The 13,331-nt window shown below is 69.2% G+C and carries 16 protein-coding genes, 1 tRNA gene and 1 pseudogene; 10 read left to right on the top strand and 8 right to left on the bottom strand.

Annotated elements, in window-relative coordinates; translation table 11 throughout:
* Positions 1-636 (top strand): annotated as a pseudogene (locus DBR36_RS06755) (AAA family ATPase); the annotation flags it as partial.
* A 7-nt stretch (positions 637-643) separates the two neighbouring features.
* On the top strand, positions 644-943 hold the full coding sequence (locus DBR36_RS06750; protein WP_258222602.1) for a hypothetical protein: 300 nt from the start codon (positions 644-646) through the stop codon (positions 941-943).
* Between the two features lie 85 nt (positions 944-1,028).
* Here the strand turns inward: DBR36_RS06750 and mscL are convergent, their stop codons facing one another.
* Genes mscL through DBR36_RS06735 form a run of 3 tightly spaced genes read right to left on the bottom strand, consistent with a single transcriptional unit; the run spans position 1,029 to position 2,366 of the window.
* Positions 1,029-1,451, bottom strand: coding sequence for a large conductance mechanosensitive channel protein MscL (mscL, locus tag DBR36_RS06745; protein WP_108318141.1), 423 nt, complete (start codon positions 1,449-1,451; stop codon positions 1,029-1,031).
* Between the two features lie 34 nt (positions 1,452-1,485).
* Positions 1,486-1,752: an FmdB family zinc ribbon protein gene (locus DBR36_RS06740; RefSeq protein WP_108318140.1), complete on the bottom strand. Its 267-nt coding sequence runs from the start codon at positions 1,750-1,752 to the stop codon at positions 1,486-1,488.
* A 17-nt stretch (positions 1,753-1,769) separates the two neighbouring features.
* Positions 1,770-2,366, bottom strand: a complete 597-nt coding sequence (locus DBR36_RS06735; RefSeq protein ID WP_108318139.1) for a 5-formyltetrahydrofolate cyclo-ligase — start codon at positions 2,364-2,366, stop codon at positions 1,770-1,772.
* Between the two features lie 62 nt (positions 2,367-2,428).
* On the opposite strand from DBR36_RS06735, the gene galU reads away from it, so the two are divergent.
* From galU to DBR36_RS06715, 4 genes are all read left to right on the top strand, one after another.
* Positions 2,429-3,319: a UTP--glucose-1-phosphate uridylyltransferase GalU gene (gene galU, locus DBR36_RS06730; protein ID WP_108318138.1), complete on the top strand. Its 891-nt coding sequence runs from the start codon at positions 2,429-2,431 to the stop codon at positions 3,317-3,319.
* Positions 3,320-3,332: 13 nt separating this feature from the next.
* Positions 3,333-3,956 carry a GNAT family N-acetyltransferase gene (locus tag DBR36_RS06725; RefSeq protein WP_108318137.1) on the top strand — a complete coding sequence of 208 codons (624 nt, stop codon included), beginning with the start codon at positions 3,333-3,335 and terminating at the stop codon, positions 3,954-3,956.
* An 88-nt stretch (positions 3,957-4,044) separates the two neighbouring features.
* Positions 4,045-5,100, top strand: a complete 1,056-nt coding sequence (locus tag DBR36_RS06720) for a large exoprotein (protein WP_108318136.1) — start codon at positions 4,045-4,047, stop codon at positions 5,098-5,100.
* Between the two features lie 564 nt (positions 5,101-5,664).
* Positions 5,665-5,740 (top strand) — tRNA-Ala (locus DBR36_RS06715).
* Positions 5,741-6,334: 594 nt separating this feature from the next.
* Here the strand turns inward: DBR36_RS06715 and DBR36_RS06710 are convergent.
* The 4 genes from DBR36_RS06710 to DBR36_RS06695 form a co-directional block, all read right to left on the bottom strand.
* Complete coding sequence (locus DBR36_RS06710) at positions 6,335-6,655, bottom strand: hypothetical protein (protein WP_108318135.1); 321 nt, start codon at positions 6,653-6,655, stop codon at positions 6,335-6,337.
* Positions 6,656-6,852: 197 nt separating this feature from the next.
* On the bottom strand, positions 6,853-7,431 hold the full coding sequence (locus DBR36_RS06705) for a suppressor of fused domain protein (protein WP_181373510.1): 579 nt from the start codon (positions 7,429-7,431) through the stop codon (positions 6,853-6,855).
* 339 nt (positions 7,432-7,770) lie between these two features.
* Positions 7,771-8,001, bottom strand: coding sequence for a hypothetical protein (locus tag DBR36_RS06700; protein WP_146185261.1), 231 nt, complete (start codon positions 7,999-8,001; stop codon positions 7,771-7,773).
* Positions 8,002-8,110: 109 nt separating this feature from the next.
* Complete coding sequence (locus DBR36_RS06695; RefSeq protein ID WP_108318132.1) at positions 8,111-9,610, bottom strand: amino acid permease; 1,500 nt, start codon at positions 9,608-9,610, stop codon at positions 8,111-8,113.
* A 170-nt stretch (positions 9,611-9,780) separates the two neighbouring features.
* Between DBR36_RS06695 and DBR36_RS06690 the strand changes: the two genes are divergently transcribed.
* The 3 genes from DBR36_RS06690 to DBR36_RS06680 all read left to right on the top strand — a co-directional run bounded on the left by DBR36_RS06690 (position 9,781) and on the right by DBR36_RS06680 (position 11,332).
* Positions 9,781-10,128, top strand: a complete 348-nt coding sequence (locus DBR36_RS06690; protein ID WP_108318131.1) for an Lsr2 family protein — start codon at positions 9,781-9,783, stop codon at positions 10,126-10,128.
* 28 nt (positions 10,129-10,156) lie between these two features.
* A complete protein-coding gene (locus DBR36_RS06685) occupies positions 10,157-10,879 on the top strand; it encodes an acetolactate decarboxylase (protein WP_108318130.1) in 723 nt (240 codons plus the stop codon).
* 114 nt (positions 10,880-10,993) lie between these two features.
* Complete coding sequence (locus DBR36_RS06680) at positions 10,994-11,332, top strand: Lsr2 family protein (RefSeq protein ID WP_108318129.1); 339 nt, start codon at positions 10,994-10,996, stop codon at positions 11,330-11,332.
* 68 nt (positions 11,333-11,400) lie between these two features.
* Here DBR36_RS06680 and DBR36_RS06675 read toward each other — a convergent pair whose 3' ends face one another.
* Positions 11,401-12,474 (bottom strand): Glu/Leu/Phe/Val dehydrogenase family protein, encoded by a 1,074-nt coding sequence (locus tag DBR36_RS06675; protein ID WP_108318128.1) that lies wholly within the window; start codon positions 12,472-12,474, stop codon positions 11,401-11,403.
* Positions 12,475-12,611: 137 nt separating this feature from the next.
* Here DBR36_RS06675 and DBR36_RS06670 point away from each other — a divergent pair, with 137 nt between their 5' ends.
* On the top strand, positions 12,612-13,088 hold the full coding sequence (locus tag DBR36_RS06670; protein WP_108318127.1) for a YbaK/EbsC family protein: 477 nt from the start codon (positions 12,612-12,614) through the stop codon (positions 13,086-13,088).
* Positions 13,089-13,331 lie beyond the last annotated feature (243 nt).

Here is a 13,331-nt window from a genome sequence, read left to right as displayed (position 1 = left end):
GTTCTGACGCTCGAGGAGTCGGTGGCCGAGAGCCGCGACCGGGTGGTGTTCTCGCTCGGGTTCGGACTGACCCGCCACGGGCGCGTGCTGAGCGACTTCGGCGATCTGTCGACCCCCGACGGCGAGCGCCTGCTGACCGTGGGCATGACGCGGGCGCGACGCTCGATGGTGATCGTGTCGTCGATCCGTCCCTCCGCGTTCGACGACGGTCGTCTCGAGCACGGTGCGGCGACCCTCATGGGCATCCTCGGCAACGTCGCAGCCCGCGGACGCGAGAGCCGGCTCGAGGATCTCGCCGATCCTCTGACCCGTGCGCTGGCGCGGGAGCTCCGCCGCCTGGGCGTCGAGGTCGACGTCGACTACCGCGGTCTGCTGCCCCTCGTGGCCCGCCACCAGGGCAAGGCCGTCGTCGCCGAGAGCGATCCGGAGTCGGGTGGTGAGTCGCTGCGCGAGACGCTGCGCCTGCGCCCGCAGATCCTGCGTCGCCTGGGCTGGCACTACGTGCGCGTGCACGCTTTCGACCTGTACAGCGATCCCGCCGGCGTGGCCGCGCGCATCGCCGAGCTGCTGGGCATCGCCCCCGAGGGCGACGCGCCGCCGGAGTCGACGACCGAGCCCCTCGATCTGCCCGGCTGAGCCTCGGATGATGCAGATCCCGGATGCCGGTTCCCCCGGAGCCCCGGACGAGGTCCCGGTCCCTTCGACGGGCTCAGGGTCCTCGGTCGAGCGTGAGGGGGCCGAGCCCATCGAAGCCCCCGACACGGCCGCGCGTCAGTCGGTCGTCCGGGTGCGGGGGGCGCGTCGCGCGCGCCTGCTCGCCGCACCGGGGACCACCGCCGAGCCCGCCCCCGCCGACGAGCGGGAACGCGGCACGAGCGCGAGGCCCGCGGCATCCGGACCCAATGACGACCGCATGCTGCGGGACGTCCCACCCCACTACTGACCGCGGACGCGGCCGACCCCGGACGCGGACGACGCCCGCGCCGGAGTGCTCCGGGCGCGGGCGTCGTGCGGTCGGGCGCGGTCGTTCAGGCGCGGTCGTTCTGGCGCTCGAGCAGGTCGCGGATCTGCACGAGCAGTTCCTGTTCGGTCGGCAGCTTGGGCTCCTCGGACTTCTCGGCTCCCACTCCCGCGCGCGCTGCGGCGATGGCCTTCCAGCGGTTCATCGGGTAGACGAACACCAGGTAGACCACGAGCGCGACGGCGAAGAAGCTGATGATCGCGGTCAGCAGGCCGCCGAGCGGGAACGTGACCGCCTGGCCGTAGATGCCCGTGATCGTCGGACCGAAATCGCCGTTCTCGTTCGGCTTGTAGAAGATCTCGATCAGCGGGTTGATGAGTGCGCTGACGATCGCGTTGACCACGGCCGTGAACGCCGCGCCGATGACGACGGCGACCGCGAGGTCGATGACGTTGCCGCGGAGGATGAACTCCTTGAATCCCTTGATCATGCGCTGGCTCCCCTTCTGCCGCGCCGACCGGGGCTCAGGAGGCCGAGGACGGGGCGGACGTCTTCGTTTCCGACTTCGATGATGTCGAAGAAGACGAGGAGCCGCCAGAAGCCGCGCCGGAGGATCCGCGCGAATCCGTGCGGTAGAAGCCCGCGCCGTTGAAGGTGACGCCGATCGAGCCGTACTGCTTGCGCACCTCGCCGCCGCATTCGGGGCACTCGGTCAGAGCGGCATCCGAGAAGGACTGCACGGCGTCGAAACGGTGGCCGCACTGCTTGCAGGCGTAGGAGTAGGTGGGCATGGCGATCCTTCGGGTGGTCAGGAGGTGGGGGCGGCGATCGCGACCGTGCGCGTGGGCGTGACCACTCCCGTGACGGGCTGGTCGTGCACGTCGCGGGGCACGTCGTCGACGAACTCGGAGTCGAAGATGACCGCGTAGACCGGGGGGCAGCGCTCCATCGAGCCGAGGGTCTTGTCGAAGTAGCCGCGGCCCCAGCCGAGGCGCATGCCGCGGTGGTCGACGGCGGCCGCCGGGATCACCAGCAGGTCGACGTCGTTGACGGCGATGGGTCCCAGGACGTCTCCGACGGGTTCGGGCAGGCCGAACATGCCCTCGGTGATCTCGGTGTCGGGTGTGGCCACGCTCCAGTCGAGCAGGCCGTCCTCGCGGGTGATGGGGAGGAGGACCCGGATGCCGCGCGCCACCGCCCCCGACACGAAGGCGTGGGTGCCCGGTTCGGTGGGGGTCGACAAGAAGCACGAGATGCTGCGCGCCCCGATGCGGTGGACGAGCGCGTCGAGCTGTTCTTTGACGCCCGCCTCGGCCACCTCGCGCGCGTGGGCGGAGACGGTCTGGCGGCGTTCGCGCAGGTCGGCGCGGAGCGCGCGTTTGGCCTGCTCGATGCGATCCGGCATGCGCGTAAGTCTACGTGCGCGTGTGTAACGGCGACGTCACACGGTCCCGCTAAGGTATCCCCATGCCTCACAAACCCTTCAAGGCCGTCATCCCGGCCGCAGGCCTCGGTACCCGCTTCCTGCCCGCCACCAAGGCCATGCCGAAGGAGATGCTGCCGGTCGTCGACAAGCCGGCCATCCAGTACGTCGTCGAAGAGGCGACGGGTGCCGGCATCCAGGACGTCCTGATCATCATCGGTCGCAACAAGAACAACATCGCCAACCACTTCGACTCGATGCCCGAGCTCGAGACCAAGCTGCGCGAGAAGGGCGACCACGACAAGCTCGCCAAGGTCGAGCACTCGTCCGACCTCGCCGACGTGCACATGGTGCGTCAGGGCGAGCCCAAGGGCCTCGGGCACGCGGTGCTGCGCGCCCGCAGCCATGTCGGCGACCACCCCTTCGCGGTGCTGCTCGGCGATGACCTCATCGACGAGCGCGACCCGCTGCTCACCAAGATGATGGACGAGTACGGCAGGCGCTCGGCGACGATCATCGCCCTCATGGAGGTCGACCCGGCGCACATCCACCTCTACGGCGTCGCGGCCGTCGAGCCGACCGACGCAGAAGACGTCGTCAAGGTCACGCAGCTCGTCGAGAAGCCCAGCGCCGAGGACGCTCCCTCGAACCTCGCGATCATCGGCCGTTACGTGCTGGGCCCCGACGTGTTCGACATCCTCGAGCGCACCGAGCCCGGCAAGGGCGGCGAGATCCAGCTCACCGATGCCCTCGAAGAGCTCGCGACCGGCGGCGGAGACGGTGGCGGCGTGTACGGCGTCGTCTTCCGCGGGCGCCGCTACGACACCGGCGACCGCGTGGACTACATCAAGGCCATCGTGCAGCTCGCCGCCGATCGCGACGACCTCGGTCCGGCGCTGCGCCCGTGGTTCAAGGAGTTCGCGCAGGGTCTCTGACCCCGCGAGTGCCATGGATCTCTCCGTCCCACGGCGGCACGGCGAGGTGTCGATCCGACTCATCCGCAACCGTGACGCGCGTGTCCTCCAGCAGCAGCTGATCGACAACCGCGCCTGGTTGCGCCGGTGGGAGGCGACCAGCCCCGACGGCCCCGTCTCGTTCGACATGCGTCTCGGCATCCGTCGTCTGCTGCAGCAGTTCCGCGATGGCCTCGGCGTGCCCTTCGTCATGGAGTGGCAGGACGAGGTCGCCGGTCAGCTGAACGTGTGGGGCGTCTCGCGCGGCTCTCTCGCGTCGGCGACCATCGGCTACTGGGTGGCAGAGGAGTACGCGGGCCGTAACATCACCACGATCGGCGTGGCGATGGCGACCGACGTCTGCTTCATGATGCTCAATCTGCACCGCATCGAGATCTGCATCCGCCCCGAGAACCACGCGAGTCTGCGGGTCGTCGAGAAGCTCGGTTTCCGGTACGAGGGGCTGCGTCGGCGCTACATTCACATCGACGGTGACTGGCGCGACCACTACTCGTTCGCGCTCGTCAAAGAAGAGGTGCCGCACGGCGTGCTCGACCGTTGGGAACGCGGGCAGGTGCCGCCCGACGCGGCGCGCATCCCTCCCGCCGATCGCCTCTGACGGGTCCTTGCGTCTTCTTTCCCCGAGTCTCGGCACGACACGCGCGGGGATGCCGAGGTGTGATCTCTCGGTGACCTACCTTTGACCCATGGGTGGGCAGGTTCTCAGCGGTGGCGTGATCGTCTTCGTCGCGGTCGCGCTCTGGTTGGTGTATCTCCTTCCGTCGTGGCAGAGCCGTCACCGGTTCACCTCGGCCGAACGCAATGCCGTCCGCCTCAATCAGGCTCTGCGCGTGCTGGCCGAGACGGCGGAAACGCCCCGCGAGGTGCGTCTGGAGCTGACCGCGCGCACCGCCCATCAGCAGCAGAAGCTCGCGCGTCAGATCCAGGCCGAGAAGGCGCAGACCGAGCTGGCGGCCGCGAAGGCGCGCCTCGAGGTCGCGCGTCTCGAGAGCGCCCGCGATCGCGACGTCGTGAAAGAGCAGCGCGCCGCCGCCCTCGAACTGGCGCGCGCCGAGCGCGCCGCCGCCGTGCACGTCGCCCGCGCCGAGCGGGCCGCGGCGCTCGAGAAGAGCCGCGCCGACCGGGCTGCCGCCGTCGAGCGTGCGCTGGCCGAGCGGGCCGCCGCCGTCGCCGTGCCGGCGGCGCGTCGCGCCCGCATCCGCCGACGCTTCCGTCTGGCCGTCACCACGGTCGCCCTCGCGGGCCTCATCGCCGCGGTCGTGGGCGTGGTGCAGGTCGTCGGGGGAGCGGCTCCGGTGCTCCTCGTCGCGGGTGTCGCCGTGGTCGTGGCATCCCTCGTTCTTCTCCGTCGTATCGCGCTGGTCGCCGCCCGTACCGCGGTAGCGCCCGTGATCGTCGCCGCGTCCCACGCCGCCGTCGAGCTGCAGGACGTCGCGCTGGTGCCGACGCCCCGTCCGACGTGGACGCCGCGCGAGCTGCCGCGGCCCCTCGTCGCGTCGGTCGGTTCGCGCGCCGCGGCCGTCGTCGACGAGCAGATCGCCCGCGACGCCCTGCGCGCCGCGGCTCGAGAAGAGGCGGCGCGCTCGATCGCCGCCGAACAGGCCCCCACGCCGATCGAGACGGCTCGTCCCGCGGCCGTGACTCCGGCGCCGTCGCCGTACGCGGCCATGGGGTACGTCGACGACAGCGAGATCCAGGATCACGTGCAGCGGCTGCTCGCGCGCCGCGCTTCGGGCGAGTAATCCCCGTCGTCTCCCTTCGCCTTCGGTGGCTCCGTCCCGAGGCGCGGGCGCGTCTGGGGCTGTGGACCGCGGGTGGGCACAGCTGCGGGCCGAATCGGTGACACGCCGGGTTGGCTGCTCTTTCGGCCGGAGTGTCGGAAGTTCTCCCGCCGTTGTGCCCGTGTCCCGCACGGGCGGCCGTGGCACCGTCAACGCGGCGGGACCCTCGTGGGCACAGCGGCGGGCCGAACCGGTGACACGCCGGGTTGGCCGCTCCTCCGGCCGGAGTGTCGTGGTTTTTCCTGCCGTTGTGTACGGGACCCCACGTGTCGCCGTGGCCCCGTCGACGCGGCGGGCCCGCGTGGGCACAGCTGCGGGCCGAAGCGGTGACACGCCGGGTTGACCGCTCCTTTGGTCGGGGTGTCGTGATTTCTCCCGCCGTTGTGTACGTCTCCCGCACGTGCCGCCGTGCCCCCCATCGACGCGGCATGCGGTGCGGGGCATATGCGACGGCGAGACGACTGGCCGCGCCGCCGGGATGGTCTCAGCACGGACCGAGGGCGTGATAGTGTTGTCGAGTTGTCCGGGCCTGTGGCGCAGTTGGTAGCGCGCCTCGTTCGCATCGAGGAGGTCAGGGGTTCGAATCCCCTCAGGTCCACCACATCGGTCTCTCGGGAAAACATCACTCGCAAGAGCCACTGTGAAGCGGCGCATCCCCGTCAGGGGCTGCGCCGCTTCATCATCACTAGGCTGTGCGGATGGTCGCGAAAGGCTCGACCAGCTCGCCCGCTTTCCCCACATCCCGATGCGCGCGACGCAGCAAGTCGGGCGCCCGGCTTTCTGCCTTCGCACGGTTCGCCGGCAGATCCACGGCCTCGTCGAACTACTGCTCGATTGCTCCAAATGCGGACGGAGAGCGCCGAACCGGTCGTTGGCGACCGCCACCTGGGCGGTGATCACGTCGATCAATTCATGAGATCAGCCCAGCGGGTCCGATTTCTCGCCCGCGACAAGCGCAGCCTCAACATGCTGTTGCCACTGTGCCCGCAGTTGGACGACGGAGTCGTCTGGCAGTTCGATGGCCAACTCGACGGCCCGCTGCCGAGAGTCGGCATCCATCTTGACCGCCTGTGCTATTCGGGACGCAAGGGTGTCATCACCTCGGACGGTTTTCTCGTCGAGTGCTCCTATGACATCCCGTACGGAGGAGCCCAACAGCGTCAAGATGGGCTTGCCGTCGTAACGTGTCGAAAGATCAGGCCTCGGGAGACTCCCACGGGTGCGATCGCAGGGCAGCGAAGTCGCCGCGGATCAGCTCGTCGGCAAGGGAAACGCGTTCGTCGTGCCTGAGCCCCCGCAGTCGCCCGATTTCCTCCGGGGTGTGCACATTATCGAATCGGACGGATTCAGCATAGAACTCCAGGCTCCATCCGTCGGAGTCGCAGACCGTGATTGCGCGGTGTTCCTCATCGCCGTTGGCATCTTCGATGGTGCGCAAGAGGTCGCCGGCGGCCTGGGCGGTAATACCTTCTTCGATTTCGTCGCCGTGTCGGTCTATGAACCACAACTCACGCATTCATTGGCCTCCGCCCGAGTAAGTCGATGTGCCCGGTGAGCAGACGGCTCATTCCGCCATCCGTCTGACAAGTTTTCGCGTCGAGTTTCACGCTATTACTGCTCGTCGCGTCGCCCGTCCTGCGGCCGAGCCGACGATATAGAACAGCTGCGCCGCGCGTTCGAACGCCTCGCGGTCGAGACCCTCGCAGACCGCGGTCACACCAGGCTGGAGCGGCCGAGATCGAAGAGGTCGGGTTGCGACCGCTCGAAGAGGTCCTCGAGCGCGTCTCCCGTGCGCTCCTCCGCGAATGCGGCCTCCCCGTCGGTGATGGGCACGACCTGCAACCACGTGGTGTGCACGTCGGCATCCTCGTACGGAGCAAACGCGTTTTGCCAGCAGAACGGGGCGACGATGAATCCGTGCGGGGTGGTCACGTCAGGGCCCGCGTGTGAGAACGCCCCGCGGACGACGGCCCCGTATCGAGACGGCCCCCCGTCGGCGACGAAGAATGTGCAGAAAGCGAGGGCCGTGCCGAAACGGTCCCACGAGCTGCCCGCGCATCCGACGAATTCGACCGTCATGGGCGTGCCGCGAGCGGTGCGGTAGCCGGTATCGAAGAAGCTGGCGCCCACGGTGCTCCACGACGTGAGGCCAGTGTCTGGGCAGTCGGGAACGGAGAAGCCTCCCACGACGTGGCCCGATTCCCGCGTCTCGTATCTGCCGACGAACGGATCGACATCCGGCCGCGCGAATCCGGCGAGCGAGCGGTCACGAGCGATGAACGAATTGATCACGGGTACTCCGTCAGTCGTCGAGGGGAGGCTTCGCGGGCCCACGCTCAGAAAGGAACCGTTTCACCCTAGCGAGGGGGCAGACACAGCCGGGTCCGTGCGCCGGGATTGTCGAGCGCCTGGCTCGTCAGTAGCGGATGGCGTCGATGACCCTCACCCGCACCGCCACGAGCGCGGGAAGACAGCTCCGCGGGCACCCACATCTCGTACTGCGTCGACGGGGCGTCGCCACCGTAGGGGTCGGCGGCGACGGCCGAGGCGCCCCGTTCGCCGATCGCTGCGTCTTGCAGGCGCTGCAGCTGTTCGGCGCTGCAGCTGTTCGGCGAGCATGAACATCGACGGTTACGTATCCCATGGCGCCGCGGGGATCACTCCGATCACGACGGCAGCGGTGTCCCCAGCGGGGATGCCCGAGGCGGCGCCCGGTACGCTCTGCCCGCCGAGCGCGACGACGGGGTGCGAGGCGAGCGGGGGTCGTCCCATCCGATCCCAGAAGACCTCGTTGACGATCACCTGGGGGTCAAGTTGGACCTCGTCCGCGTCGCTGAACCACGTGCCCGAGATCAATCGCACGCGGTGCATCTCGCCATAGGGCTGGTCGACGGCCTGCGTGGCGACCTGCGTACCACGCCCCGGCCGGATCGGAACGGTCGGGGCGTGGCATCCACGGGTCAGAAGCGGGTCACTCCTTCGGCGGGGCCACGACGCGGGGCGTGGTGGGGTCGAGCGGAGCCCCGGTGGCCAGGCGCGCGTGTCCACGCGAATAAGCGAAGTAGATCGCGAAGCCCAGGGCGAGCCAGATCAGGAAGCGCAGCCACGTCTCGACCGACAGGTTGAGCATGAGATACGTGCAGATGAGTGCCGAGAGGATCGGCAGCACAGGGCTCAGCGGCACGCGGAAACCGCGCTTGAGGTCGGGGCGCTTGCGACGCAGCACGACCACCCCGATCGAGACGAGCACGAACGCCGACAGCGTGCCGATGTTCACCATCTCTTCGAGGATGCCGATGGGGGTGAAGCCCGCGACGATCGCCACGATCACCGTCACGATGATCGAGATGACCCAGGGGGTGCGGAAGCGCGGGTGCACCTTGGCGAGGCCGCCCGGGAGCAGGCGGTCGCGCGACATCGCGAAGATGATGCGGGTCGCGCCGATCAGCAGCGTCAGCACCACGGTCGTGAGGCCGGCGACGGCACCCGCGGCGATGACCGTGGCCATCCATGTCTGTCCGTGGAAGGCGAAGGCGTTCGCGAGCGCGGCCTGCGGGTTGAGCTCCGAGTAGGGGACCATGCCGGTCACGACGACGGCGACCGCGCAATAGAGGATCGTGCAGATCACGAGCGACGCGATGATGCCGATCGGCAGGTCGCGCTGCGGTCGCTTGGTCTCTTCGGCGGTGGTGGCCACGACGTCGAAGCCGATGTACGCGAAGAACACCAGGGCGGCGCCGGCGAGGATGCCGCCGACACCGAAGGTCGCCGGCTCGAGTCCCGACAGGAACTGCAGCAGCGGTTGCGTCAGGCCCGACGCCGACTCGGTCGGCACGCTCTCGGGCACGAAGGGGGTGTAGTTGGCCGGGTTGATGAACAGGATGCCGGCGATGATCACGAACAGCACGATGAAGAGCTTCACGGCGACGAGCACCAGATTGACACGCAGCGATTCCTTGATGCCGACCGTCATGAGACCGCCCAGCACCAGGACGAGCAGGATCGCGGGGATGTCGACGATGCCACCGGAGGAGAGATTCTCGGGGAGCACGATGCCGATCTGCCCGAGGAACGCGCCCAGGTACGCACTCCACCCCTGTGCGACGACGCTCGCGCCCAGGAACATCTCGAGGATCAGGTCCCAGCCGATGATCCACGCGAACAGCTCGCCCAGCGAGGCATAGGAGAAGGTGTAGGCCGATCCCGAGACGGGGACGGTCGAGGCGAACTCGGCGTAGCACATGGCCGCGAGCCCGCAGGCGATGGCGGCGATGATGAAGCTGATGACTACCGCGGGGCCCGCGACCTCGTTGGCAGCACGGCCGGTGAGGGTGAAGATGCCGGCGCCGATCACGACGCCCACGCCGAAGACGGTCAGGTCGACCGCGCTGAGGGATTTCTTGAGCCGGAATTCCGGCTCGTCGGTGTCGGCGATGGACTGCTCCACCGACTTGGTGCGGAATAGGCTCACGAGATGCTTCCTCTGTCTGAGGTGGCGCCCAGGGAACGAACACCACCTCCGGGAGGATAGTCCCTCGTGGCGTCCGCGACGGCGGTGTGGACGGGCGGGCGCGAAAGTGCTTTATCAGACGCGAATACGCATAGGTTACGAGATGCATTCGGGTGTATGGTTTGCATATTATGGCTATGAAGCACATCACCCACCTCGTGGACGACCTTGACGGCTCTGTTCTCGAAGACGGACAGGGAAAGCAGATCACTTTCTCGGTCGAAGGTCGCGCTTACGAGATCGACCTCTCGGACCGCAATGCCGACAAGTTCTATTCGGCGATCGCGCCTTTTGTGGATGCCGCTCGTTCGGTCTCGCGCGGCAACACCGCCGCTCGTCGTGGCCGCAGCGAACGCCGGACCAGCGACGTCGATCTGGGCGCGGTGCGCGAATGGGCGCGAGCGAACGGACACACCGTGAGCGACCGCGGCCGCGTTCCCTCCTCCATCCTGGACGCGTACAACGAAGCGAATTCCTGATCATTCTGCGGCGTTCCGGGGAGAAAGCGTGACAACGCCCCTCTCCCCGGGCGCCGTTTCTCAATTCGCCGTTCTGGACGCCCTTCTGAGCGGCGTGTATTCGCAGGGCATCGCCGCTCGCGATGTACGCGCGCTCGGTGACACGGGGATCGGGTGCTGCGAGGGACTGGGCGGCGAGGTCGTCCTGATCGACGGCGAACTGCTCGAGTGCACCGCCGACGGACCGCCCCGGCGGATGGACGACGACGAGGTCCTTCCGTTCGCGGACGTCTGCACCGTCGGCCCCTTTTCCACCGTTCCGGCCGATCGCGGGGATCTCGCCGCTCTGGGGGCCCTCGTCGAACAGCGGCTGCGCAGCCGCAACCTCTTCCATGCGGTGCGCTGGGACGGCACGGCCGACCGGATCCGCACCCGGGTCACGCGGCGCCAGTCGCCGCCGCTTCGTCCGCTCGCCGACGTCGCCGCCGAGCAGATCGAGACCGATACGGTCGCGGTCGAGGGTTCTCTCGTCGGATTCTGGATGCCGCGGATCTACCAGGGAATCACGGTGGCAGGGCTGCATCTGCATTTCATCAGCGCGGATCGGACCATCGGCGGGCACGTGCTGCACGCAGATCTCGGCCCCGGGGTATTGCGCATGACGGCCTTCGCCGACTTTCATCTGCGGGTGCCGACGGATGACCGCTTTCTCGCCACCGAGCTCTCTCATGACGATGATCACCGAATCGTCGCGGTCGAGAATGGTGAGTAATCCGTCCTGACCGAATGAGAAACGCCCAGGCGCCTTTCGATGTGGGGCGAAAAGCAGGGTGAAATATCGCCGATGCAACGGCGGGGCCGCGTGAGCGCCTCATAAGGTCGGCGCATGGCGAAAAAGCACATCACCCAGTTGATCGACGATCTCGACGGCACCGTCATCGACGATGGAACGACGGTGCAGTTCTCTCTCGAGGGCCGCGCCTACGAGATCGATCTTTCCGAAGACAATGCAGAGAAATTGCGCGATGCATTCCGGCCCTACATCGCGGCCGGACGCACCGCCGGCTCCGCCCACGTTCCGGTCCGACGGGCATCCCGACCGCGCGCCATCCCGACACGCGACCTCGTCGACGTGCGGTCGTGGGCCGAGAAGAATGGATTCCCCATCAGCGACCGCGGTCGCATCTCGGAAAGCATTCTGACGGCCTACGACGCCGCGCACTGATCACCCCGACCGACGGACGTGAAAGCCGGGTGCCGATGAACGGCACCCGGCTCTCGTCGTTCCGGGCGTCAGACCAGGGCGTTCGTCGCCGTGCCCGTGGCGAGGCGCTCGGCGGCCAGGCCTTCGGCGGCGGCCAGGGGCGTCACACCGCGCGCGGCGGCCTCGTCGAAGGCGCGGCGCACGGTGTCGCCGATCCCCGCGACGCGGCCCATGATCTGCTCGAGCGTGCCGCGTTCTTTCGCCACCAGATCGAGGTAGATGACGCCGCCCGCGTTGACCACGAAATCGGGCGCGTACAGGATGCCGCGCTGCGCGAGGCGCTCGGCGCCGGAACGCTCGGCGAGGGGGTTGTTGGCCGGTCCGCACACGGCGCGGGCATCGAGGGCGTCGATCACCTCGTCGGTGAGCACCCCGCCGATGCCTGCGGGCACGAACACCTCGGCCGGGATCAGATGCGCTTCACCCGGCTCGACCCACGTCGCGCCGAGCTCGGCGGCGAGGGTGCGCTTGGCGGGGTTGACGTCGGTCACGGTGAGCGCGGCGCCCTCCGTGGCGAGACGCTCGGCGAGGCGGCTGCCCACCTGACCGAGACCCGCGATCGTGATGCGTCGGCCGGCGACGTCACCGGTGCCGGCGACGCGCTCCAGCGTCGCCACGAGTGAGGCGTACACACCCAGGCTGGTGGGCCCCGCGGGCTCGCCCGAACCACCGACGGTGTCGGGCAGACCCACCACGTGCGGCGTGCGCTCGCTGACGACGAGCATGTCGTCGGTGGTCGAACCCACGTCCTCCGCGGTGCGGTACAGACCGCCCAGGCTGTCGACGGCGTCGCCGAGGTCGAGGAAGGCCGCCCGACGACGGTCGGCGTCGAGCACGGTGCCCACGGGAAGACCGATCACGCTCTTGCCGCCACCCGCGTCGAGACCCGCGGCGGCGTTCTTGAGGGTCATGGCGGCGGACAGACGCAGGGCATCGCCCAGGGCGTCGGTCCACGAGGGGTAGGTCCACAGGCGGGCGCCGCCGAGGGCGGAGCCGAGGACCGAGGAGTGCAGGGCGACGGCGATGAACAGGCCGCTGCGGCGTCCCGTCATCACCTCCACGCGCTCGTGGGTGAAATCGGGCAGGGGCAGGGCGTTGGTCATCGCGTTCCTTGTCGTCGGCCGCCTTGTGGGCGGCTCTTCGCGCATGCCGCGGCGTTGCGGCATCCACTCCCATTCTGACGGCTCGCGGCCCCGGGCGCGAGCCGTGCGGTGGGGCGTGCGGCCCTAGGCTGGCGGGCATGACCGATGCCCTGCCCGCCCGGAGCCGCCTCGTCGCCGCCGCCCTGCGCGACGCGCGGATCGCCGGAGAGATCGTCGTCCTGCCCGATGCCGCGTCGACGGCGGCACTGGCCGCCGCGGCCCTGGGCATCGAGGTGGGCGCGATCGCCAACAGCCTGGTGTTCTGGAGCGATGACGAGCCGCTGCTGGTCATGACCAGCGGCGCGCACCGCGTCGACACCACGGCTCTCGCCGAACGGCTCGGGCGCGGGGCGATCCGCCGCGCGACGCCCGAGCAGGTGCTCGCCGCGACCGGGCAGCCGATCGGCGGCGTGGCTCCGACCGGTCACCCCGCGGCGCTGACGACCGTCGTCGACGAGGACCTCGCGGCCTTCGACGAGATCTGGGCCGCCGGAGGGACGCCGCACACGGTATTTCCGCTGACCTTCGACGAGCTCGTGCGGCTGACGGGCGGGACGGTCGCGCGCGTCGCGTGAGGGCGCCGGTCCTCGCGGACCATGACCCGCCTCCGGCTGCCCGGCGCGCGGGGAGGGGCCGGGCGGCGCCGCTCGGGTACGGCGCCGCCCGGCGGGCTCACGCCCCGGGGGCGGGCGCGAGCGTCGTCAGGCACACCACCGCGGCGGCGGCCGACCACGCCTGCGGTCGGCACGCGGCCGGATACGGGGTGGGTACCGACGAGTGGGTGCGCGGGTCGCCGGCGTGCAGCTCGGGCACGCGGT

The organism is Microbacterium sp. HMWF026 (assembly GCF_003061325.1).
Lineage (GTDB): Bacteria > Actinomycetota > Actinomycetes > Actinomycetales > Microbacteriaceae > Microbacterium > Microbacterium testaceum_E.
This window is presented reverse-complemented; position numbering and strand designations above follow the sequence as displayed.

Bases quoted from the DNA above. Each gene is read 5' to 3' on its own strand.
- DBR36_RS06750 (WP_258222602.1), top strand. From the start codon at position 644: ATGATGCAGATCCCGGATGCCGGTTCCCCCGGAGCCCCGGACGAGGTC.
- mscL (WP_108318141.1), bottom strand. From the start codon at position 1,451: ATGATCAAGGGATTCAAGGAGTTCATCCTCCGCGGCAACGTCATCGAC.
- DBR36_RS06740 (WP_108318140.1), bottom strand. From the start codon at position 1,752: ATGCCCACCTACTCCTACGCCTGCAAGCAGTGCGGCCACCGTTTCGAC.
- DBR36_RS06735 (WP_108318139.1), bottom strand. From the start codon at position 2,366: ATGCCGGATCGCATCGAGCAGGCCAAACGCGCGCTCCGCGCCGACCTG.
- galU (WP_108318138.1), top strand. From the start codon at position 2,429: ATGCCTCACAAACCCTTCAAGGCCGTCATCCCGGCCGCAGGCCTCGGT.
- DBR36_RS06725 (WP_108318137.1), top strand. From the start codon at position 3,333: ATGGATCTCTCCGTCCCACGGCGGCACGGCGAGGTGTCGATCCGACTC.
- DBR36_RS06720 (WP_108318136.1), top strand. From the start codon at position 4,045: ATGGGTGGGCAGGTTCTCAGCGGTGGCGTGATCGTCTTCGTCGCGGTC.
- DBR36_RS06710 (WP_108318135.1), bottom strand. From the start codon at position 6,655: ATGCGTGAGTTGTGGTTCATAGACCGACACGGCGACGAAATCGAAGAA.
- DBR36_RS06690 (WP_108318131.1), top strand. From the start codon at position 9,781: ATGGCTATGAAGCACATCACCCACCTCGTGGACGACCTTGACGGCTCT.
- DBR36_RS06680 (WP_108318129.1), top strand. From the start codon at position 10,994: ATGGCGAAAAAGCACATCACCCAGTTGATCGACGATCTCGACGGCACC.
- DBR36_RS06675 (WP_108318128.1), bottom strand. From the start codon at position 12,474: ATGACCAACGCCCTGCCCCTGCCCGATTTCACCCACGAGCGCGTGGAG.
- DBR36_RS06670 (WP_108318127.1), top strand. From the start codon at position 12,612: ATGACCGATGCCCTGCCCGCCCGGAGCCGCCTCGTCGCCGCCGCCCTG.